The organism is Thermomonas mangrovi (assembly GCF_028201335.1).
Lineage (GTDB): Bacteria > Pseudomonadota > Gammaproteobacteria > Xanthomonadales > Xanthomonadaceae > Thermomonas > Thermomonas mangrovi.
In genome coordinates this window covers 554,403-576,405 of record NZ_JAPEVV010000001.1, presented here as the reverse complement: position 1 = coordinate 576,405, position 22,003 = coordinate 554,403, and the positions used below count along the sequence as shown (strand labels likewise).

Here is a 22,003-nt window from a genome sequence, read left to right as displayed (position 1 = left end):
CCGCGCCCGGGCGTCACCAGATGCTGAGCATCGCGGTCGTCGTCGGCGCGGCGTTGCTGTGGCTGGGCCTGTTGTTCGGCATCGCGCTGTACGCCGAACGCCGGCCCGGCGTGCTGGCCCGCCACTGGCGCCACGTCTACGCGCTGTCGCTGGCGGTCTACTGCACCTCGTGGACCTTCTTCGGTACCGTCACCCAGGCAGCGCGCTACGACTGGCCGTTGCCGCCGACCTTCGTCGGTACGCTCTTGCTCTACGTGCTGGCTGCCGGGGCGATGCTGCAACTGGTGCGGCTGGCGCGCTCGACCAACGCCACCTCGATCGCCGACCTGATCGCGACCCGGCTCGGCAAGGATGCGTGGCTCGCGGCCGCGGTCACCCTGGTCGCCGCGCTCGGCCTGATCCCCTACATCGCGCTGCAGCTGAAGGCGGTGTCGATGAGCTTTGCGCTGCTCACCGGCTCGCGCGCCGGACTGGACCTGCCGGCCTGGCGCGACAGCGCGTTGTACGTCGCGCTGGTCATGGCCCTGTTCGCGATGCTGTTCGGCACCCGCCGCGCGAGCGTGGCCGAGCACAACCGCGGTCTGGTGCTGGCGATGGCCTTCGAATCGCTGTTCAAGCTGGCGGCGATGCTGGCGCTCGGCGTGTTCGTCTGGCTCGGGCTCGGCCTGCCGCAGGGCGTGCCCGCGCCGCAGGCGGCCGACAGCGGGGGCTTCTATCCGCTGGTCGCGCTGGGCGTGCTGGCGATGTTCACCCTGCCGCACCAGTTCCACGTGGGCGTGGTCGAGTGTCGCGACGAGCGCCACGTGCTGACCGCGCGCTGGCTGTTCCCGCTGTACCTGGTGCTGATCGCGCTGCCGGTGCTGCCGCTGGCGCGCGCCGGCGATGCCTTGCTCGCGGGGCAGGGCGTGCCTTCCGACCTGTACGTACTGGCGCTGCCGATGGCGCAGTCGCACCAGGGCCTCGCGCTGTTCGCCTTCCTCGGCGGCCTCAGCGCGGCGACCGGCATGGTGGTGGTGAGCACGCTCACCCTCAGCCTGATGATCGGCAACCACTGGCTGGCGCCGGGCCTGCTGCGCGGCGCGTGGTCGCGTGGCGATGCCGGCGACCTGCGCGGCAACGTGCTGCTGCTGCGCCGGCTCGGCATCGTCGCGATCATGCTGCTGGCCTGGGGCTACAGCCGCGGCATCGCCGGCAACGCGGCGCTGGCGGATGTCGGTGCGCTGTCGTTCTCGGCGCTGGCGACCCTGGCGCCCGCGCTGGCGTTCGCGGTGTGGCGCCCGCAGACGCCGCCGCGCGCGGCGATCCTCGGCCTGTTCGCCGCCTTCGCCACCTGGCTGTGGTGCCTGCCCTTGCCCTTGCTGCTGCAGGGCAATGCGCCTGCATGGGTCGCGTCCGGACCGGCGGGCATCGCCTGGCTGTCGCCGGCCGGCTTCCTCGGCCTGTCGGATTGGTCGCCGCTCGGCAGGGCGGTGGTCGCCAGCCTGGTGGTCGGTGCGCTCGCCACCCTCGCCAGTGCCTCGTGGTTGCGCCCGGCGTTGCGCGCGGGCCTGCGCCGCCTCGACCTGCGCCGGCTGGACAACGTGGCCCGGCGCTTCCTGCCGGCCAACCAGGTGCGCGACCTGCTGGCCCATCGCGATGCCGAGGCGGAAGTCGAGCGCGCGCTGTCGGCGGTGCTCGGCTCGGCGTCCGCGCGCGTGTTGCTGGATGCCGCGCGCCGCGAGGCTGGCGCCGACCTGCGGCCCGGCGCGGACCTGGAGACGGTGGCGGCGATCGTCGGCGAGGCCTCGCAGGACCTGCGCTTCAACCAGCGCCTGCTCGAGGCCGCGCTGGAGAACATGAGCCAGGGCATCAGCGTGGTCGACCGCGACCTGCGGCTGGTGGCGTGGAACCGTCGCTACCAGGAACTGTTCGGCTATCCCGCCGGCCTGCTGCGGGTGGGGATGCCGATCGCCGAGGCCTCGGCCTGGGCCTTGCGCCATGTCGCGGCGGTTGCCGACGCCGGCAGCGACGCCGCCCTGCAGCGGCGCCTCGCGCACATGCGCGCCGGCAGTTCGCACCTGTCGGAGCGCGTGTTCCCCGATGGCAGCATCATCGAGATCCGCGGCAACCCGATGCCCGGCGGCGGCTTCGTGGCCACTTTCACCGACGTCACCGCGTTCCGCCAGGCCGAGGCACAGCTCAAGCGCAGCAACGAGACCCTGGAGCAGCGCGTGGTCGAGCGGACCGCCTTGCTGGAATCCGCCAAGCGCGAAGCCGAACATGCCAACGATGCCAAGAGCCGCTTCCTCGCGGCGATCGGGCACGACCTGCTGCAACCGTTGCATGCCGCGCACCTGTTCGCCGATGCATTGGCGCAACGCGGCGCGGGTGAGCAGCGCGAGCTGGCGCGGCAAATCGGCGGCGCCCTCGACGACACCACCGACCTGCTGACCACCTTGCTCGACATGTCGCGGCTCGAGGCCGGCGGCCTGCTGCCCGAATCGCGCGACGTCCCGCTGGCGGACGTCCTGGACCCGCTGGTGGCGCAGTTCGGGGTGATCGCCGCCGAACGCGGCCTGCGCCTGCGCCACGTGCCGACCCGCGCCTGGGTGCGCACCGACCCGCAATTGCTGCGCCGCGTGCTGCAGAACTTCCTCGCCAACGCCTTGCGCTACACCGAGCGGGGTTCGGTGCTGCTCGGCGTCCGCCGTGTCGGCGTGGGCCTGCGCATCGAAGTGCACGACACCGGTCCCGGCATCGAGGCCGACCAGCGCGAGCGCATCTTCGAGGAGTTCCGGCGCGGCGAGGATGCGCCGGGGCAGGGGCTGGGCCTCGGCCTGGCCATCGCGGAGCGCATCGCGCGCCTGCTCGGTTCCCAGGTGGCGCTGCGGAGCACGCCGGGCGCCGGCAGCCGGTTCTCGGTGGAGGTGCCGCGCGCCCGCGCGTCGGCGTTGCCGCTGCCAGCCTCGCAGGGGCTGGAAGGGCTGCATGTGCTGGTGGTGGACAACGAGCCGGAGGCGCTAGCCGCGCTGGCCGCCGTGCTGCGCGGCTGGGGCTGCATCGTGTCCGCGGTGGCCGATGGCGCTGCCGCCGAAGCGGTGCTGGCCCGCGGCGACTGCGCGCTGTGGATCTTCGACTACCACCTCGACCATGGCGACGATGGCGTGGCGCTGCATGCGCGCCTGGCGGCGCGTGGCGATGCCGCACCCTGCCTGATCCTCAGCGCCGACCAGACCGGGGCGGTGCGGGTCGCCGCGCAGGAGGCCGGGTTGCCGCTGCTGGTCAAGCCCCTGCGCCCGCTGGCGCTCAAGTCGGTGCTCGACCGCATGCTCGCCGCGCGTGCGGCGCGTCCGGTGGAACGCAGCATCCGCCCTGCCTGATTCCGCCGGCAACGCCCGGCGCGCATACTCGGCAGCCGCCCATTCCGAGGATCGCCCGATGACCGTCAAAGCCTATGGCGCCCACGCCGCCGACCAGCCCGTCGTCGCCATGGACATCGCCCGCCGCGATCCCGGGCCACGGGACGTGCAGATCGAGATCGCGTACTGCGGCGTCTGCCATTCCGACCTGCACACGGTGCGCTCCGAATGGCCGGGCACGCTGTATCCGTGCGTGCCGGGGCACGAGATCGTCGGCCGGGTCGGCGCGGTCGGCGCCGAGGTCACCGGCTTCAAGCCCGGCGACCTGGTCGGCGTCGGCTGCCTGGTCGACAGCTGCCGGCATTGCGCGTCCTGCGACGAAGGCCTGGAGCAGTACTGCACCAACGGCTTCGTCGGCACCTACAACGGGCCGACCGCGGACGCGCCGGGGCACACGCTCGGCGGCTACGCGCAGCGCATCGTGGTCGACCAGCGCTTCGTCCTGCACATCCGCCATCCCGCATCGCAGCTCGCCGCGGTGGCGCCGCTGCTGTGCGCCGGGATCACCACCTACTCGCCGCTGCGGCACTGGGGCGCGGGCCCCGGCAAGAAGGTCGGCATCGTCGGCATCGGCGGCCTCGGCCACATGGGCATCAAGATCGCGCATGCGTTGGGCGCCCGCGTGGTGGCCTTCACCACCAGCGAATCCAAGCGCGCGGAAGCGCACGCGCTGGGCGCCGACGAGGTGGTGAACTCGAAGGACCCGGCGCAGATGCAGGCGCACGCCGGCAGCTTCGACTTCATCCTCAACACGGTGGCCGCGCCGCACGTGCTGGACGCCTACACCGCCTTGCTGAAGCGCGACGGCACCCTGTGCCTGGTCGGCGCGCCGGCCTCGCCGCATCCCAGTCCGAGCGTGATGGGCCTGATCTTCGGGCGCAAGGCGATCGCCGGTTCGCTGATCGGTGGCCTGCCGGAGACCCAGGAGATGCTCGACTTCTGCGCCGAGCACGGCATCGTCGCCGACATCGAGCTGATCCGCGCCGACGACATCGAATCCGCGTACGAGCGGATGCTGCGCAGCGACGTGAAGTACCGCTTCGTGATCGACACCGCGTCGATGGGCTGAGCGCGGCGCCGGCGGCGTCAGCCTTCGAGCTGGCGCGCCGGATCGGAGAGCTCGAGTTCGCGCAGGACCACGCCGGCCTGGGTCCGGTTGCGCACGCCGAGGCGTTCGAAGATCGCGGTGAGGTGCGCCTTCACCGTGCGCTCCTGCACGTCGAGGCGGTCGGCGATCTGCTTGTTGAGTAGGCCTTCGGCGACCAGCGCGAGCACGCGGAACTGTTGCGGCGACAGGCTGGCGAGGCGGGCGGCGAGGGCCGCATCGTGCGGCGAGCTCTGCGCACGCGCCACGCTGGCGCGCAGGGTCGGCGGCAGCCAGGTTTCGCAGGCCAGCACGCTGCGGATGGCGTCGCGCAGCTCGTCCAGCCCGGCGCTCTTCGGCAGGTAGCCGGCGGCGCCGTGGTCGAGCGCGCGGCGCACCACGCGCGGGTCGTCGTTGGCGGAGACCACCACCACCGCCACCCCGGGATGCTGCGCGCGCACCGCGGCCAGCCCGGCCAACCCGTGGTTGCCCGGCATGTGCAGGTCCAGCAGCACCAGGTCGATCGCCGGGTGCGCGTCGAGTTGCGCGAGGACCGCATCCAGGCTGCCGGCCTCGCACAGGTCGACCTCGCCCAGCGCGTCGCGCGCAGCCTGCCGCAAGGCGGCACGGAACAGCGGGTGGTCGTCGGCGATCAGCAAGGACGGCATGGCGTGCGCGTTACAAAGCGAGGGTCATGTACGTGCTGTGCGGATCGTCGACGTAGTCGGCGAACGGCCCGCAGGGCAGGAACCCGGCCGCGGCATACAGGGTCCGCGCCGGCGCGAAATAGGCCATCGACCCGGTCTCCAGGCTCGCCCGCGCATAGCCCGCCGCGCGGGCCTCGGCCAGCAGGTGGGCGAGGATCGCCTTGGCGACGCCGCGTCGCTGGTGGTCGCGCGCCGTGCGCATCGCCTTGATCTCGACATGCGCGGGATCGAGGCGTTGCAGCGCCCCGCAGCCGAGCAGCGCATCGCCCTCGCGCAGCACCCACGCGCGCACCGACGGTTGGCGCAGCCCATGCAGGTCGAGCGCATGCTGGCTCTCGGCCGGCGCGGTGGCCCGCATCGCGGCCCGGTGTTCGGCGAGCAGGGCCGCGAACGCCGGGCTGTCGAGGTCGGCGGGTTCGATCGGCATCGTTACTGCGAGGTCCAGCCGCCGTCGACCGGCATCGCGGTGCCGGTGATGTTGTGCGCCTCGCGGCGGCACAGGAACACCGCGAGCGCGGCGATCTCGTCGGGCAGGGTCATGCGCAGGCTGGGCTGCTTCTCCGCGAGCAGGGCGCGCACGCCGTCGTCGCGGCTGCCGCCGCCCATGCGTGCCTCGATCTGCGGCTCGATCAGCGGCGTTTCCACCCAGCCCGGGCAGATGCAGTTGACGGTGATCCCGCCGGAGTCGCGCGAACCCTGCGCCGCGTATTCGAGCGCGGCGACTTTGCTCAGGCCGACGATGCCGAACTTGCTGGCGACGTAGGGCGCCTTGTCCTTCGAGGCCACCAGGCCATGCACCGAGGCGATGTTGACCACCCGCCCGTAGCCGCGGGCGGCCATCGCCGGCATCGCCGCGCGCATGGTGTGGAAGGCCGAGGACAGGTTGATCGCGAGGATGTCGTTCCACTTCTGCACCGGCATCTCGTGCAGCGGCACCGCGTGCTGGATCCCGGCGTTGTTGACCAGGATGTCGATGCCGCCGCCCGACCAGTCCGCGAGTTCGGCCATCATCGCCTCGATCGCGGCGGGGTCGCGCAGGTCGGCGCCGAAGTGCCGGGTTCCGCCGCTGCCCGCGGCATCCACCTCGGCGATGGCGGCGGCAATCTGCCCCGGGGTGCCGAGGCCGTTGATCGCCACCTTGGCCCCGGCCTGCGCGAGCCCGCGGGCGATCGCCAGCCCGATGCCCGAGGTGCTGCCGGTGACCAGGGCGGTGCGGCCGGAAAGGAAGGTGTCGGCCATGCGCGGCTCCATGCTGCAATGCGTCAGCTGCATACGCTAACAGCCCGCGCGCATCGTGGGGGCGCCGCGCGCGTGGTACGAAGGTACGATGCGCCGCCACGCGCCACTGGCTATGTTCGGCGGATGGAGATGATTCCGCATCGTGCCTTCGCCGCGGCTGTCGCCGTGGCCGTCCTGGCCGGCTGTGCCGGCATGCCCGCTTCGAAGGGAGCCTCGCCCATGTTCAGCCAGCCGCGTGCCACCGAACACCGCGACGGCGACGACCTGCTGACCGGCGGGTTGGGCCTGGCCGGCTTGCGCGCGATGACGCCGCCCCCGTTCGTCGACGCCGCGCGGCCGACGCCGTCGGAACTGCGCCGGCGGGCGCTGTGGGCGAACTGGCGCGGGATCGCCGACCTCGCCCCCGGCGGCGGCTATGGCGAGCTCTACGGCAGCACGGCGCAGGTGCCGGGCCGCGAGTTCAGCGCGTTCGCGTCGATCCCCGGCGCGCGCCAGCCGCATCGCGTGCTGGTGCAGTTGCCCGATGCCTTCGATGCCGACAAGCGCTGCGTGGTGGTTGCGGCCTCGTCCGGCTCCCGCGGCATCTATGGTGCCATCGCGGTGGCGGGCGCCTGGGGTCTGCCGCGTGGCTGCGCGGTGGCGTACACCGACAAGGGCGCCGGCACGGATTACTTCGACCTCGATGCGGGGCAGGGCATCACCGCCGATGGCACGGTCGCGGGCGCTCAGCAGGCGCTGGCGTTCCAGCCGGCGCCGACGACGGGCAGCGGCGTGGCCTTCAAGCACGCGCATTCGCAGGACAACCCCGAGGCCGACTGGGGTCGCCACGTGAAGCAGGCCGCGCAATTCGCGCTGGCCACGCTGGATGCGCAACTGCCGCAACAGGCGCCCTTCACCTTTGCCAACACGCGGGTGATCGCGGTCGGCATTTCCAACGGCGGCGGCGCGGTCCTGCGCGCGGCCGAGGATGGCGAGCCCTGGCTGGACGCGGTGGTCGCCGGCGAACCCAACGTGCTGGCGGCCGGCCACGGCGCGCGCAGCCTCTACGACTACACCACCGAAGCGGCGTTGCTGATGCCCTGCGCGTTGCCCGCGCTGGGCCTGCCGGCGGCACCCGGTGCCGACGCGAAGTGCAGCGCGCTGGCCGCGCAAGGCCTGCTGGCGGGTGCCGACCTCAAGGCGCAACAGGCGGATGCACTGGCGCGGTTGCGTGCCGCCGGTTGGACCGATGCCGCCCTGCGCGCAGGCGCGATCAGCGTCGCCTTCGACCTGTGGCGCGCGGTCGGGGTCGGCTATGCATCGGCCTACGGGCGCTATCCGCACGACGGGCATCCCTGCGGCTATCGCTACGCGGCGCAGGCGGCCGACCTGTCGCCGCGCGCCGCCACCGACGCCGAACGCGCGGCATGGTGGGCGGATGCCAGCGGCATCCCGCCGGGTGCCGGCGTCGGCATCGTCGATCCGCATCCGCCCGGCGACCTCGGGCTGGCCGGCCTGCGCTGCCTGCGCGCGCTGTGGACGGACGACGGCGCGGACGGCAAGCGGGTGCAGGCGGGCATCGAGGCGACGCGTGCCGCGCCGCCGCGGGCCGGCCTGCCGGTGGTGGTGATCCACGGCACCGACGACGGCCTGGTGCCGCAGGTGTTCTCCAGCGCGCCCTACGCGGCGATGGCGCGCGCCGCGGGACGCGACGTGCGCTACTGGCAGGTGCGCCATGCCCAGCATTTCGACGCCTTCCTTGGCTTCCCGCAGTACGCCGCGACCTACCTGCCGTTGCTGCCCTACGTCTACGAGGCGCTGGATCGCGTCGACGCGCACCTCGACGGCCGCGGCGCGCTGCCGGCCGATGCGGAGATCGCGACCGTGCCGCGCGCGGGCCAGCCCTTGGCTCCCCTGCACCTGGCGATGCCGCGCTGACCTGCTTGCCGGCTTCACGCCGGCTTTGGCACCCTGCATGGGCCATCCCGGGAGCGGCCCATGACGCAACGCCATTTCTCCATGCTGCGGGACTTCCACCTCGCCGACTGGTTTACGTTGGCGAACGCGGTCTGCGGCACCGGCGCGATCTTCGCGTCGATGCGCTTCCTGCAGGACGGCAACGTGCGCGACCTGCTGGTCGGCATGGCGCTGATCCCGCTGGCCTTCGTGTTCGATGCCCTCGACGGGCGCATCGCCCGCTGGCGCAAAGTCGCCAGCACCTTGGGCCGCGAGCTGGACTCGCTGGCCGACGTGATCAGCTTCGGCGTTGCGCCCGCCGCGCTGGGCTATGCCTGCGGCCTGCAGGGCGGTTGGGACTGGATGGTGTTGAGCTATTTCGTCGGCTGCGGCGTGAGCCGCCTGGCTCGCTACAACGTCACCGCCGAAACGCTGTCGGATGGCGGCGACAAGGTGAAGTACTTCGAAGGCACGCCGATCCCCACCAGCGTCGCCATCGTCGGCTTGCTGGCGTGGCTCGCATGGAGCGACCGCATCGGCGCCGCGCTGCCGTTCGGCGTGCTGCAGCTCGGCCCGTGGCAGTTGCATCCGCTGGTGCTGGCGTACGCGCTTTCGGGCTCGCTGATGATCAGCAAGACCCTGCGCATCCCCAAGCCCTGAGCGTTGCCGGTCTCTCGCCGCGCTGCCGGCGCGTCGCCACCCACTGATCGCCATTGCTGCGGCCGATTCCGGGCGGCGCGCGCCGCGATGGCGGTCGCATGCCGCCGTTGCTAGCATTCGGGCAACCGCGGAGGACGCATGGCACAGGCTACGGACGACTTCTCGGCGCTCGCGCGCCGCTACTGGGGCATGTGGGGCGATGCCTTGCGCGATGCCGGCGCGGCCGCCGGGCTGGATGCCGGCACGCAGGGCTTCCGCGATGCGCTCGATGCCTGGCGCACGCAGGCCGGCGGCCAGCCGGGCCTCGGCTCGCTGCTGGACCATGTCGCGCGGCAGGGCAAGGACTGGTACGCGCAGATGCAGCAGGTCGCGCTGCAGTTCGCCGGCCGCGACCACTCCGCGCGCGATGTCGCCGAGGCCTGGCGCAATGCGCTCGGCCTGCACGGCGACCCCTTCCGCGACCTGCTGCGCGGCATGCGCGGCCCGGGCCTGCAGGACTTCCAGCAGTGGAGCGAAGCCGCCGCGCCGTGGCTGCATGGCCTGCGTGGCGAGGCCGGTGCGCTGCTGGGGATGCCGGCGTTCGGATTCGCGCGCGAGCACCAGGAACGTGCGCAGGCCCTGGCGCAGTCCCAATTGCGTTGGCAGGACGCGCTGTCGGCCTGGCAGGCATTGATGGGCAAGGCCTCGCAGGACGCGTTCGATCGCTTCGAGTCGAAGCTCGCCGAGCGCGAGGAGCCCGGTCGCCAGCTCGGCAGCGTGCGCGCCCTGTTCGACCTATGGGTCGATGCCGCCGAGGACGCCTACGCGCAGCTCGCGCTGTCGCCGGAATTCCGCCGCGTCTACGGCGAGCTGGCGAACGCGCAGATGCGCCTGCGCGCGGATGCGCAGGCGATCGCCGAACAGGCGGCGACGCTGATGGGATTGCCCGGCCGCACCGAACTCGACAGCGCGCATCGCAAGATCGCCGAACTGGAACGGCAGTTGCGCCGGATCCAGCGCGCAGCGGATGACACGCCGCCCGCGCCAATGCCGCCCAAGGCCGTGCGGACACCCATCGCCAAGCCGGCGGCGCGGAAAACCGCGAAGAAGCCCGCCAACAAGGTCGCGAAAAAGGCCGTCACGCCCGCGAAGTCGGCGGCCAGGGCAAAGGCCGCGCCGGTGAAGAAGCAGGCCGCCAAGCCCGTCCGCCCGGCGCGCACGCCGGCCTCGTCCACCGCCCGCAGGAAGCGCTGACATGCACGGTCCGCTCAACCTCACGCCCGAGAGCCTGGCCGACGAAGCCGCGCGCCTGCGACAGAAGCTGGAAGCCGGGCTCGGCACGCTGCGTGACCTCGGCGAGGTCCACGTGGGCACCACGCCGCGCGAGGAAGTCTGGCGCGACGGCAAGGTGGTGCTGTATCGCTTCCGCGGCGAGCGCCCGCCGACGGCCAAGGTGCCGATCCTGGTCGCGTATGCGCTGGTCAACCGCCCCTACATGGTGGACCTGCAGGCCGATCGTTCGCTGGTGAAGGGGCTGCTCGCGCGCGGCGAGGACGTGTACGTGATCGATTGGGGCTATCCCGACCGCTCCGACCGCTTCCTCACCCTCGAGGACTACATCGAGCGCTTCATCGGCGGCGCCATCGACCACCTGCGCAAGGCGCACGGGCTGCCGGCGGTGAACCTGCTCGGCATCTGCCAGGGCGGGGTGTTCTCGCTGTGCTACGCGGCGCTCAACCCGGGCAAGGTCCGCAACCTCATCACCATGGTCACCCCGGTCGACTTCCACACGCCGGACAACATGCTCTCGAACTGGAACCGGGAGATCGACGTCGACCTGCTGGTGGACACGCTGGGCAACGTGCCCGCGGACATGATGAACCTGACCTACCTGATGCTGAAGCCGTGGCGGCTGTTCGCGCAGAAGTACGTGGGCATGGTCGACATCCTCGACGACCGCAAGGCCATGCAGGACTTCCTGCGCATGGAGAAGTGGATCTTCGATTCGCCCGACCAGGCCGGCGAGGCCTTCCGCGAATTCAATACCCGGTTCTTCCAGGGCAACGGCTTCGTCAAGGGCGGGGCGCGGGTCGGCGACCGCGAGGTGCACTTGGGCCTGGTCGAGATGCCGGTGCTCAACGTCTACGCCGAACAGGACCACCTGGTCCCGCCGGATGCCTCGCGCGCGCTGCGCGGGCTGGTCGGCAGCGACGACTACACCGAGCTGTCGTTCAAGGGCGGCCACATCGGCATCTACGTGTCCGGCCGCGCGCAGCAGGAAGTGCCGCAGACCATCCACGACTGGCTGGCCAAGCGCACGCGTTGAGCACGCTCTCGCCCTGGCTGCTGCGGCCGCTGCAGGTGCTGGGGCTGGCCTGGACGCTGCCCAACACCGCGCTCGGACTGCTGGCAGGCGCCGTCGCGCTCGCGGGTGGCGCGCGGGTGCGGGCCAGCGCGCGCGACCTGGCGCTGGTGTTCGATGGCGTGCCGTGGGGGCCGGGTGGGGCGCTGACCCTGGGCAACGTGATCCTCAACACGGGGCACGACCTGTGCACGCGTTGCGTGACCTATGCGAGACATGCCGGCCTCAGCGACGACGCCCCGATCCTGCTGGCCGACCACGAACGCGCGCACGTGTTCCAGTACATGGTGCTGGGCCCGCTGTTCCTGCCGCTGTACTTCGCGTTCGGCGGGATCGGCGTGCGCAACCGCTTCGAACGCGCGGCCGATCGCTACGCGCTGAGCGGGCAGGGATGGTGGCCGTGGCCGCGTCCCTGAAGGCGGTCCGACGAGCGGTCGGATGAATGCGCGTGCCTTAGCTCTTTCCTAACGACGCCCGGCGTAGGCTGCCCGCGTCGGAGAAAAATTCCCGCATCGCAGGATGCGCAGGACAATCGCTCCGGCGACCAGACCCGGTCCCCTCCAGGCCACGTGCCCGCGAGACCGGGTCTTCTTTTTCCGGCCTCCGGAAACGACGAAGGGGCCTTGCGGCCCCCTCGGTCGGCGGATGCCTGCGGCAGGCCTCAGTCGAGGTTGTGCAGGTCGCGCAGCTTGCCCTGCACGCCACCGAAGTAGGCGGCGATGTCGGCGATCTGCTGGTCGGTCAGGGGCTTGGCCTGCGAGGCCATGATGTCGGCGTTGCCGCCGGCGCGGGTGCCGCCGCGATAGGCCTGCAGCGAATGCGCGATGTAGTCCGCGTACTGGCCGCCGATCTTCGGGTACGTCTCGATGATCGGCGCGTTGCCGTCTGCGCCATGGCAGGACACGCAGCTGGCGCCGCCGTTGATGCCTTCGTTGGCGAGCTTGCGGCCGTTCTCGGCGTTGCCTGCCGGCAGGCCGGCGGAGGACGAGGCGGCATGCGCGTCGGCTTCGCCTTCGGCAGCGGCGTGTGGAGCATCCTGCTTGCCGCAGGCGGAGAGGGCCAGCGCGGCGGCCAGGGCGAGCAGGGTCACGGAAGTCTTGGTCATGGCGCGGCTCACTTGAGGCTGGACAGGTAGGCGGCGATGTCGGCGATGTCCTGTTCGGAGAAGCTCTGCGCCTGCGCCTGCATGGTCGGGTGCTTGCGGTTGCCGTTGCGGTACTCGGTCAACGCCGCATTGAGGTAGGCCTGGGACTGGCCGCCGATCTTCGGCACCTTGTAGCTCGGGTACGCGTTCTTGTAGCCCTCGATCCCGTGGCAGCCGCGGCAGGTGTAGGTCAGGCCCTTGCCGCGGGTGGCGTCGCCGGTGACGGCAGCGGCTTCCGCCGGGGCCGCGGCGGCCTGGGCGTCCGCAACCGGGGCGGCGGTGGTCGCATCCGTTGCCGCAGGCGCGGGTTCGGTCGCGGGGGCGGCGGCGTCCTGGGCGGTCACCGCGAAGGCGGCGAGGACCAGGGCGAGGCTGGCGGCGGTCGGCAACAGTCGCTTCATGGGATGGCGTGTCCGGAGTCTGGTGTCCAATGGCATGCGGCGCACGGGGGCGACACGCAAGTCGACAAGTATATAGACCGAGCCCGATCCGATGCGAGCCGCCCCCTCCGTGCATCCGTTTGCCGCCCGGATTGCGAACCATGACCCGCGACCCATGACCTTCGGCGCATGGATTCAGGAATTGCCGAGGTGACATACTTGACTACAACACCAAACAGGCTCCTCCCCATGCACGACGTTTCGCAGGCCGCCACCCCCCGTCCCGGCCGCATCCTGCCCCTGGCCCTGCTGGCCGTCGCCCTTGCCGTGGGCATGACCGCCTGCAAGGTGAAGACCGGCGACGCCAAGGACGAGGGCGGCAAGGACGGCAAGGAACAGGCTGAGAAGGCCCCGGAAGCCGTGCCGGTCGAAGTTGCCAACGCGGCGCGCCGTTCGATCGCGGCGAGCTACATGGGCACCGCGCCGTTGGAGGCGCGCGGCGAGGCGCAGGTGGTCGCCAAGACGTCCGGCATCGCGCTGGCGGTGCTTGCCGACGTCGGCCAGCAGGTGCGCGCCGGCCAGGTGCTGGTTCGCATCGACCGCGACCGCGCCACCCTGCAGGTCGCCCAAAGCGAGGCCCAGGTGCGCAAGCTGGAAGCGAACTACCGGCGCGCGACCCAGCTCGCCGGCCAGCAGATGGTCAGCGCCAACGACGTCGACCAGTTGCGCTACGACCTCGAGAACGCCCGCGCGGCGTATCGCCTGGCCCGGCTGGAACTCTCCTACGGCGCGGTGACCGCGCCGATCTCGGGGGTGGTGGCCGCGCGCAACATCAAGCCGGGCAACCTCGTCCAGATCAACACGCCGATCTTCACCATCGTCGACAACTCGCGGCTGGAGGCCACGCTCAACGCGCCCGAGCGCGAGATCGAGGTGCTGAAGGCGGGGCAGGCCGTGCAGTTGGCGGTGGACGCGCTGCCGGGCAAGACCTTCGAGGGTCGCATCGACCGCGTTTCGCCGGTGGTCGACAGCGGCAGCGGCACGTTCCGCGTGGTCTGCGCCTTCGACGGCGGTGGCGAACTGCAGCCGGGCATGTTCGGGCGCATCCGCATCAACTACGACCAGCGCGCCGATGCGCTTGCGATCCCGCGCACCGCCCTGCTCGACGACGGCAGCGCGCCCGCGGTGTTCACCGTGCGCGGCGGCAAGGCCGTGCGCACCGAACTCAAGCTGGGTTACATCGACGGCGAATGGGTCGAAGTGCGCGACGGCCTGCGCGAGGGCGATCCGGTGGTGGTCGCCGGCAAGGCGGCGTTGCGCGAGGGCAGTGCGGTGCAGGTGATCGGCGCCGGCGCTGCCGCCGCCAAGCCCGCGGCGACGGCGCAGGCGACCCGATGAGCCCCGGCGACGCACACGATCCGCTGGTCGCGCCCGGCGGCTTCAGCCTGGTCGAGTTCGCCACCCGCCGGCGCGTCACCATCGCGATGATGACGCTGACCCTGGTGCTGTTCGGCCTGATCGCGCTGGGCAGCCTCAAGGTCAACCTGTTGCCCGACCTCAGCTATCCCACGCTGACCGTGCGCACGGACTACACCGGCGCGGCGCCGTCGGAGATCGAGACCCTGATCTCGCAGCCCGCGGAAGAGGCGCTGGGCGTGGTGAAGGGCCTGCGCAAGCTCAAGTCGATCTCCCGCACCGGTCAGTCCGACGTGGTCTTGGAGTTCGCCTGGGGCACCGACATGGACCAGGCCAGCCTGGACGTGCGCGACAAGATGGAGGCGCTGCAGTTCCCGCTGGAGGCCAAGCCGCCGGTCCTGTTGCGCTTCAATCCCTCGACCCAGCCGATCATGCGGCTGGCGCTGTCGCCGAAGGCGGCGGGCAGCGGCAGCGAGGAGATCCGCCAGCTGATGGAGCTGCGCCGGTTCGCCGACGACGACCTCAAGCGCAAGCTGGAGCCGGTCGACGGCGTGGCCGCGGTGAAGGTCGGCGGTGGCCTCGAGGACGAGATCCAGGTCGACATCGACCAGCGCAAGCTGGCGCAGTTCGGGCTGTCGCTGGACAGCGTGGTGCAGCGCCTGCAGCAGGAGAACGTGAACGTCTCCGGCGGCCGCCTCGAGGAAGGCTCGCAGCGCTACCTGGTGCGCACGGTCAACCAGTTCGCGACCGTCGACGACATCCGCAACATGCTGCTGACCACGCGCGCGGCATCCTCGTCGGCCAACAGCGCGACCGACCAGGCGATGCGCCTGGCCGCCGCCAGCGGCGACGCGCGGGTGATGGCGGCGCTGTCGCAGCAGGGCAGCGGCAACGGCGCGACCGCGGGCGGCATGGCCCTGCGCCTGAAGGACGTGGCCGACGTGCGCCAGGGCTACAAGGAGCGCGAGGCGATCATCCGCCTCAACGGCCGCGAGGCGGTCGAGCTGGCGATCTACAAGGAAGGCGACGCCAACACCGTGTCCACCGCGGACGCGCTGGAAGCCAAGCTCAAGGCGATCCGCGAGCAGCTGCCGAAGGACATCGAGCTGACCACGATCGAGGACCAGTCGGTCTTCATCCGCAACGCCATCCACGACGTGAAGATGGATGCGGTGATCGGCGGCCTGCTGTCGATCCTGATCATCTTCCTGTTCCTGCGCGACGGCTGGAGCACGTTCGTGATCTCGCTGTCGCTGCCGGTGTCGATCATCGCGACCTTCTTCTTCATGGGCCAGCTGGGGCTGTCGCTCAACGTGATGTCGCTGGGCGGCCTCGCGCTGGCCACCGGCCTGGTGGTCGACGACTCGATCGTGGTGCTCGAATCCATCGCCAAGGCGCGCGAGCGCGGCCTCGGCATCCTCGACGCGGCGATCCAGGGCACGCGCGAAGTCAGCATGGCGGTGGTCGCGTCCACCCTGACCACGATCGCGGTGTTCCTGCCGCTGGTGTTCGTGCAGGGCATCGCCGGCCAGTTGTTCCGCGACCAGGCGCTGACCGTGGCGATCGCGATCGCGGTGTCGCTGGTGGTGGCGATGACCCTGATCCCGATGCTCAGCGCGCTCAAGGGCCGCCCGCCGCTGGGTTTCCCCGAGGAAGCGCCGCGCGGCCGCTGGGAGCCGGGCAAGCGCTGGCAGAAGCCGGCCGCCTACGCCGGCCGCGGCATCGGCGCGATGTTCCGCTACGTGTTCTTCTCGATCGCCTGGCTGGTGGTGCGGCTGTGGCGCGCCATCGCGGCGATCATCGGGCCGGTGATGCGCAAGGCCAGCGACCTGGCGATGGCGCCGTACGCCCGCGCCGAGCGTGGCTACCTGCAGGTGCTGCCCGCCGCGCTGGCGCGCCCGGCGCCGGTGCTGCTGGTAGCGGGCGTCGCCTTCGCCCTGACCCTGGCCGCGATCCCGCTGCTCGGCACCGACCTGATCCCGCAGCTCGCGCAGGACCGCTTCGAGATGACCGCCAAGCTGCCCCCGGGCACGCCGCTGGCGCAGACCGACGCGCTGGTCCGCGAGGTGCAGGGCCGGCACGCCAAGGATGCCGGCGTGCGCGTGCTGTACGGCGTGTCCGGCACCGGCACGCGGCTCGACGCCAGCCCCACCGAGAGCGGCGAGAACATCGGCAAGCTCAGCGTGGTGATGGACGACAACGACGCCGAGGCCAGGCTGACCGAGGCGTTGCGCGAGACCATGAAGGGCTCGCCGGGCGCGCAGGTCGACTTCAGCCGCCCCGAACTGTTCAGCCTGTCGCCGCTGCTGGAGATCGAGGTCGAGGGCCAGGACCTGGAGGCGATCCGCGCCGCCGGCGCCAAGCTGGCCGGGATGCTGCGCACCAACCCGCACTACGCCGACGTCAAGTCGAGCGTGGAGCAGGGCTTCCCGGAGATCCAGATCCGTTTCGACCAGGACCGTGCCGCGGCCCTGGGCCTGACCACCCGCCAGATTGCCGACGCCGTGGTCAACAAGGTGCGCGGCAGCGTGGCCACGCGCTACAGCTTCCGCGACCGCAAGATCGACGTGCTGGTGCGCGCGCAGGAGGCCGACCGCGCCTCGCTGGAGGACATCCGCCGGCTGATCGTGAACCCCGGCCGCGGCGCCCCGGTCGAGCTGGCCTCGGTGGCCGAGGTCGTCGCCACCAGCGGGCCCAGCGAGATCCATCGCGCCGACCAGCGCCGGGTCGCGATCGTGTCGGCGAACCTGCGCGACATCGACCTCGGCACCGCGATCCGCGAGGTCGAGTCGATGGTGGCGGAATCCCCGCTGGGCACCGACATCGACATGCGCATCGGCGGCCAGGGCCAGGAGCTGGGCGAGTCGATCCGGTCGCTGCTCTTCGCCTTCGCGCTGGCGATTTTCCTGGTCTACCTGGTGATGGCCTCGCAGTTCGAATCGCTGCTGCACCCGTTCGTGATCCTGTTCACCATCCCGCTGGCGATGGTGGGCGCGGTGGCGGCGCTGCTGCTGACGCGCTCGCCGGCCTCGGTGGTGGTCTTCATCGGCCTGATCCTGCTGGTCGGCCTGGTGGTGAAGAACGCGATCATCCTGATCGACAAGGTCAACCAGCTGCGCGAGGCCGGCGTGGCCAAGCGCCAGGCCCTGGTCGAGGGCGCGCGTTCGCGCCTGCGCCCGATCATGATGACCACGCTCACCGCGGTGTTCGGCTTCCTGCCGCTGGCGCTGGCGTTCGGCGAGGGCGCCGAGGTGCGCTCGCCGATGGCGATCACGGTGATCGGCGGCCTGGTGGTCTCGACCCTGCTGACCCTGGTGGTGATCCCGGTGGTCTACGACCTGCTGGATCGCAAGCCCGACGAGTTCTACGCCGAGCGTGGCCGGCGCGCCCGCAAGGACGCGGAGGCAGTCGCCGAAGTGCTCTCGCACGAGCACGATCCCCTGAACGGCGCGAAGGCCTGATCCGACGATGAACATCACCGAGCTGTCGATCCGCCGGCCCGTCACTACCGTCATGCTGTTCGTGTCGATGGTGGTGATTGGCCTGATCGCCGCGTTCCGGCTGCCGCTCGAGGCGCAGCCGGAAGCGACCGCGCCGTTCTTCTTCGTGCAGCTGCCGTACGCGGGCTCCACGCCGGAGGAGGTCGAGCGCAACCTGGTGCGCCCGGTCGAGGAAGCGATCGCGACCATGCCGGGGATCAAGTCGATCAACGCGAACGCCAGCGCCGACGGCGGCGGCGTGTTCGTGCAGTTCTCCGACTGGGGGCGCGACATCGCGATCGCTTCGTCGGAGGCGCGCGAACGCATCGACGCGATCCGCGACCAGTTGCCAGACGACTTCCGCCGCTACTTCGTGCGCCGCTGGAGCACCGGCGACCAGGAGGCGGTGAGCCTGCGCCTGACCAGCAAGGAAGACCTCACCGCGCGCGGCGAGCTGATCGAGCGCAGCCTCAAGCGGCGGCTCGAGCGCCTGCCGGGCGTCGCCCGGGTCGAGGTCGAGGGCGTGCCGGTGCAGGAGGTCCTGATCGCCATCGACCCGGACCGCCTGACCGCCAACGGCGTCGGCCTGGACGAACTGGTGCAGCGCCTGCAGTCGTCGAACTTCTCGGTGTCCGCCGGGCAGATCACCGATGACGGCCGCCGGCTGCGCATCCAGCCCAAGGGCGAGCTCAACGACGTGCAGGAATTGCGCGACCTGCCGGTGTCGGCGCGCGGCGTGCGCCTGGCCGACATCGCCGACGTCACCCTGCAGCCGCAGCGCATGAACTACGTGCGCCAGGTCGATGGACGGCCGGCGGTGGGCGTGGACATCTACAAGGAGCGCGCGGCCAACCTGGTCGACCTGTCGCGCGCGGTGCAGGCGGAGATCGAGGCGCTCAAGGACGACCCGGCGATGCGCGGCATCGCCATCGACGTCACCGACGACCAGGGCCAGCAGGTGGTGAGCTCGCTGGTGGCGCTCGCCGAGGCCGGCGCGATCGGCCTGGCCCTGTCGATCGTGGTGCTGTGGTTCTTCCTGCGCCATTGGCCGTCGGTGCTGATGGTCAGCACCGCCATCCCGATCTGCTTCATCATGACCCTGGGCTTCATGTATTTCGCCGGGATCACCCTCAACGTGCTGTCGATGATGGGCCTGCTGCTCGCGGTCGGCATGCTGGTCGACAACGCGGTGGTGGTGGTCGAGAGCATCTACCAGGAGCGCGAGAAGTACCCCGGGCAGCCGCGCCTGGCTTCGATCGTGGGCACCCGCCACGTGGCGATCGCGCTGTCCGCCGGCACCCTGTGCCACTGCATCGTGTTCCTGCCGATGATGTTCGGCGAGAAGAACATGCTGACCATCTACCTGACCCAGCTCGCGGTCACCATCTCGGTGTCGCTGCTGGCCTCGTGGCTGGTCGCGATCAGCCTGATCCCGATGCTCTCGGCGCGCATGCAAACGCCGCCGGCGGTGAAGTCGCCGTTCATCTCGCGCCTGCAGGTGCGCTATGCGCGCCTGCTTCGCTGGACGCTGGAGCACCGCGGCTGGAGCGTGGCCGGCATCGTGCTGATCACCGCGCTGTCGATCATCCCGATGAAGCTGACAAAGGGCGACGAGGGCGACGGCGAGGACCCGGGCGAGATCGCGATCTTCTACCAGTGGCAGGGCTCCTATTCCAAGGAGGAGATGGGCAAGGAGGTCGCCAAGGTCGAGGCCTACCTGGAGGCGAACCGCAAGCGCTTCCGCATCGAACGCGTGTACACCCGCTACAGCGAGCAGGGATGGGCGTTCACCCAGGTCGATGCCGACGTCGATACCCCCGAAGCGACCAAGAAGATCGAGGAGGACATCCGCAAGGAGATGCCGAAGTCGGCGCGCGCCAACCTCGGCATCGGCCGCCAAGGCGGGATGGGCGGCGAACAGAAGAACATCCAGTTCAGCCTGGTCGGCGATTCCACCCAGACCCTGAAGGAACTGGCGGAGGACATCATCCCGATCCTGTCGCGCGGCAAGCACCTGCGCGACGTGCGGGTGGACATGGGCGACGCCAACAGCGAGCTGTCGGTGCACGTGAACCGCGAGCGCGCCGCTGCCTACGGCTTCTCGGCCAAGCAGGTGGCGGATTTCGTGGGGATGGCGTTGCGCGGTTCCTCGCTGCGCGATTTCCACCGCGACCAGATCGAGGTTCCGGTGAACGTGCGCTTCGCAGGTTCCGAGCACTACGGCGCGGAGGACCTCCAGTCGTTCACCGTGCGCACGCCGGATGGCCGGCAGGTGCCGCTGCTGGCGATGGTCGACGTCGAGACCAAGGCGTCCTCGACCACGATCCAGCGCATGAACCGTCAGACCACGCTCAAGGTCGAGGCGAGCCTGGCCAGCGGCTCGACCATGCCGGACGCGCAGAAGGAGATCGAGGACACCCTGAAGTCGATCGACTTCCCGCCCGGCTATGCCTATACCTTCGAGGGCGGCGGCTTCGGCATCAACATCGACATGAACAAGCAGATGCTGCGCAACGTCGGCATCGCGCTGATCCTGATGTTCATCGTGATGGCGGCGGTGTTCGAATCGCTGCTGTTCCCGCTGGCGATCATGAGCGGCGTGCTGTTCTCGGTGTTCGGCGTGTACTGGCTGTTCTGGCTCACCGGGACCTCGTTCAACATCATGGCCTTCATCGGCATCCTGGTGCTGATGGGCGTGGTGGTGAACAACGGCATCGTGATGATCGAGCACATCAACAACCTGCGCCGGCGCGGCATGCCGCGCACCGAGGCGCTGGTGGAGGGCAGCCGCGAACGCCTGCGCCCGATCATGATGACGATGGGCACGGCGATCCTGGCGATGGTTCCGATCGCGCTGTCGGACACGCAGATCGCCGGCGAAGGCCCGCCGTACTACCCGATGGCCCGCGCCATCGCCGGTGGCCTGGCGTTCTCCACGGTGGTCAGCCTGCTGTTCCTGCCGACCATCTACGCACTGCTCGACGACCTCCGCGCGGGCAGCGGCCGCCTGGTCCAGCGTGCGCGCGAGCGCCACCCGGGTGGCTTGCGCATGCGCAGGAAGCCGGCGTGAAAACGCCATCCCAAGGCCAACTCCGCCGCGATGGGCGGGTCGCGGGAGCGCTGTATCTCGCGGTGGTGCTCAGCGGGATGTTCTGCCTCGCCTGGGTGCCTGGCCAGCTGGGCGACAGTGCGGCGACGGCCGCCGCGCACGCCGGCCTCTACCGTGCCGGTATTGCCGCGTTCCTGCTCATGCAGGTGGCCTTCCTGCTGCTGCCGTTGGCGCTGTATCCCGTATTCGCGGACGTGGATCGTCGCGCCGCGGTGGCGATGGTGGCGCTTGCCGTGGCCAGCGTGCCGCTTGGCCTCTTCGCGTTGAGCCACAGGATGGAGGCCCTCCCGCTGTTGCAGGGGGTGGGCGGTGCCCGCGAGGCGATCGAAAGCGCTTACGCCACGTCCCAGCAGCGCGCGGGCAATGGTTTGCGCCTCGCCAGCCTGTTCTGGGGCCTGTGGCTGCTGCCCTTCGGCTGGTTGGTGCTGCGTTCCGGTCGTTTGCCACGCGTGCTGGGCGTGTTGCTCCTGCTCGGTGGGATCGGATACGTCGTGCAGGTCTTCGGTGGGCTGGTGCCATTCGTCGCGGACGCGGGCTGGCTGCGCTACGTCCGCATGCCCGCGGCCTTCGGCGAGATCGGCAGTTGCATGTGGCTGCTGCTGTTCGGCGCCGGGCAGGGACGTGCCGGCAATCCGCCGGCCCCGCCAGCGTCAGTCGCCTGAAGGGAGCCACGCATGCAAGCCGACACGCACACGACGCCCACCAGCCTGCACGCGGATCCGCCGATCCCGCGGCGGCTGCAACTCTCCGCGATGTGGGCGAGCCTGACCTTCTGCTACCTCTACGGCGACTACTTCGGCCTGTACAAGCCGGGCAAGCTCGACCGCATGCTGGACGGCGCCGGGCCGATGGGCCCGGCGAGCCAAGGCTCGCTGCTGGTCGTGGCGCTGCTGCTGGTGGTGCCCGGGCTGATGGTGTCCCTGTCGCTGCTGCTGCCGAGGGGCACCGCGCGTTGGCTCAATATCGGGCTGTCGCTGTTCTACGCAACGTTCGTCGCGATCACCATGCCCGGCGCATGGTGGTTCTACCTCGCCTACAGCAGTATCGAGATCGTGCTGTGCGGGCTCATCGCGTGGTTCGCGTGGCGCTGGCCGCGCCCGGGAAGATAAGC

At 70.8% G+C, this 22,003-nt stretch carries 17 protein-coding genes; 12 read left to right on the top strand and 5 right to left on the bottom strand.

Annotated elements, in window-relative coordinates:
* Positions 1-20 precede the first annotated feature (20 nt).
* A complete protein-coding gene (locus ON759_RS02750) occupies positions 21-3,359 on the top strand; it encodes a PAS-domain containing protein (RefSeq protein ID WP_271678808.1) in 3,339 nt (1,112 codons plus the stop codon).
* Between the two features lie 58 nt (positions 3,360-3,417).
* Positions 3,418-4,467, top strand: a complete 1,050-nt coding sequence (locus ON759_RS02745; RefSeq protein ID WP_271678807.1) for an NAD(P)-dependent alcohol dehydrogenase — start codon at positions 3,418-3,420, stop codon at positions 4,465-4,467.
* A 17-nt stretch (positions 4,468-4,484) separates the two neighbouring features.
* On the opposite strand, the gene ON759_RS02740 is transcribed toward ON759_RS02745, so the two are convergent.
* The 3 genes from ON759_RS02740 to ON759_RS02730 are packed head-to-tail and all read right to left on the bottom strand — an operon-like array spanning position 4,485 to position 6,428.
* Positions 4,485-5,150, bottom strand: coding sequence for a response regulator transcription factor (locus tag ON759_RS02740; RefSeq protein ID WP_271678806.1), 666 nt, complete (start codon positions 5,148-5,150; stop codon positions 4,485-4,487).
* 10 nt (positions 5,151-5,160) lie between these two features.
* Positions 5,161-5,616, bottom strand: a complete 456-nt coding sequence (locus tag ON759_RS02735) for a GNAT family N-acetyltransferase (RefSeq protein ID WP_271678805.1) — start codon at positions 5,614-5,616, stop codon at positions 5,161-5,163.
* 2 nt (positions 5,617-5,618) lie between these two features.
* The gene (locus tag ON759_RS02730; protein WP_271678804.1) at positions 5,619-6,428 is read right to left on the bottom strand and encodes a 3-hydroxybutyrate dehydrogenase; all 810 of its coding nucleotides are present in this window, start codon (positions 6,426-6,428) and stop codon (positions 5,619-5,621) included.
* A gap of 219 nt (positions 6,429-6,647) precedes the next feature.
* Between ON759_RS02730 and ON759_RS02725 the strand changes: the two genes are divergently transcribed.
* The 5 genes from ON759_RS02725 (at position 6,648) to ON759_RS02705 (ending at position 11,780) form a co-directional block, all read left to right on the top strand.
* Positions 6,648-8,345 (top strand): 3-hydroxybutyrate oligomer hydrolase family protein, encoded by a 1,698-nt coding sequence (locus ON759_RS02725; RefSeq protein ID WP_271678803.1) that lies wholly within the window; start codon positions 6,648-6,650, stop codon positions 8,343-8,345.
* 60 nt (positions 8,346-8,405) lie between these two features.
* A complete protein-coding gene (locus tag ON759_RS02720) occupies positions 8,406-9,023 on the top strand; it encodes a CDP-alcohol phosphatidyltransferase family protein (protein WP_271678802.1) in 618 nt (205 codons plus the stop codon).
* Between the two features lie 138 nt (positions 9,024-9,161).
* Entirely contained in the window at positions 9,162-10,256 is a 1,095-nt protein-coding gene (phaE, locus tag ON759_RS02715; protein WP_271678801.1) for a class III poly(R)-hydroxyalkanoic acid synthase subunit PhaE, read from the top strand.
* Position 10,257: 1 nt separating this feature from the next.
* On the top strand, positions 10,258-11,328 hold the full coding sequence (locus ON759_RS02710) for a class III poly(R)-hydroxyalkanoic acid synthase subunit PhaC (RefSeq protein ID WP_271678800.1): 1,071 nt from the start codon (positions 10,258-10,260) through the stop codon (positions 11,326-11,328).
* A complete protein-coding gene (locus ON759_RS02705) occupies positions 11,325-11,780 on the top strand; it encodes a hypothetical protein (RefSeq protein WP_271678799.1) in 456 nt (151 codons plus the stop codon). Before ON759_RS02710 ends, ON759_RS02705 begins: the two co-directional genes overlap by 4 nt.
* Before the next feature lie 245 nt (positions 11,781-12,025).
* Here ON759_RS02705 and ON759_RS02700 read toward each other — a convergent pair whose 3' ends face one another.
* Both ON759_RS02700 and ON759_RS02695 read right to left on the bottom strand, forming a co-directional pair.
* Positions 12,026-12,469: a c-type cytochrome gene (locus ON759_RS02700; RefSeq protein ID WP_271678798.1), complete on the bottom strand. Its 444-nt coding sequence runs from the start codon at positions 12,467-12,469 to the stop codon at positions 12,026-12,028.
* An 8-nt stretch (positions 12,470-12,477) separates the two neighbouring features.
* Positions 12,478-12,909 carry a c-type cytochrome gene (locus tag ON759_RS02695; protein ID WP_271678797.1) on the bottom strand — a complete coding sequence of 144 codons (432 nt, stop codon included), beginning with the start codon at positions 12,907-12,909 and terminating at the stop codon, positions 12,478-12,480.
* Positions 12,910-13,137: 228 nt separating this feature from the next.
* Between ON759_RS02695 and ON759_RS02690 the strand changes: the two genes are divergently transcribed.
* The 5 genes from ON759_RS02690 to ON759_RS02670 are packed head-to-tail and all read left to right on the top strand — an operon-like array spanning position 13,138 to position 22,001.
* Positions 13,138-14,286 (top strand): efflux RND transporter periplasmic adaptor subunit, encoded by a 1,149-nt coding sequence (locus ON759_RS02690; protein WP_271678796.1) that lies wholly within the window; start codon positions 13,138-13,140, stop codon positions 14,284-14,286.
* Positions 14,283-17,765, top strand: a complete 3,483-nt coding sequence (locus ON759_RS02685; RefSeq protein ID WP_271678795.1) for an efflux RND transporter permease subunit — start codon at positions 14,283-14,285, stop codon at positions 17,763-17,765. The genes ON759_RS02690 and ON759_RS02685 overlap by 4 nt, the downstream gene beginning before the upstream one ends.
* 7 nt (positions 17,766-17,772) lie before the next feature.
* Positions 17,773-20,853, top strand: a complete 3,081-nt coding sequence (locus tag ON759_RS02680; RefSeq protein ID WP_271678794.1) for an efflux RND transporter permease subunit — start codon at positions 17,773-17,775, stop codon at positions 20,851-20,853.
* Positions 20,850-21,554 (top strand): DUF4386 domain-containing protein, encoded by a 705-nt coding sequence (locus ON759_RS02675; RefSeq protein WP_271678793.1) that lies wholly within the window; start codon positions 20,850-20,852, stop codon positions 21,552-21,554. Before ON759_RS02680 ends, ON759_RS02675 begins: the two co-directional genes overlap by 4 nt.
* 12 nt (positions 21,555-21,566) lie before the next feature.
* Complete coding sequence (locus ON759_RS02670; RefSeq protein ID WP_271678792.1) at positions 21,567-22,001, top strand: DUF6326 family protein; 435 nt, start codon at positions 21,567-21,569, stop codon at positions 21,999-22,001.
* Positions 22,002-22,003 lie beyond the last annotated feature (2 nt).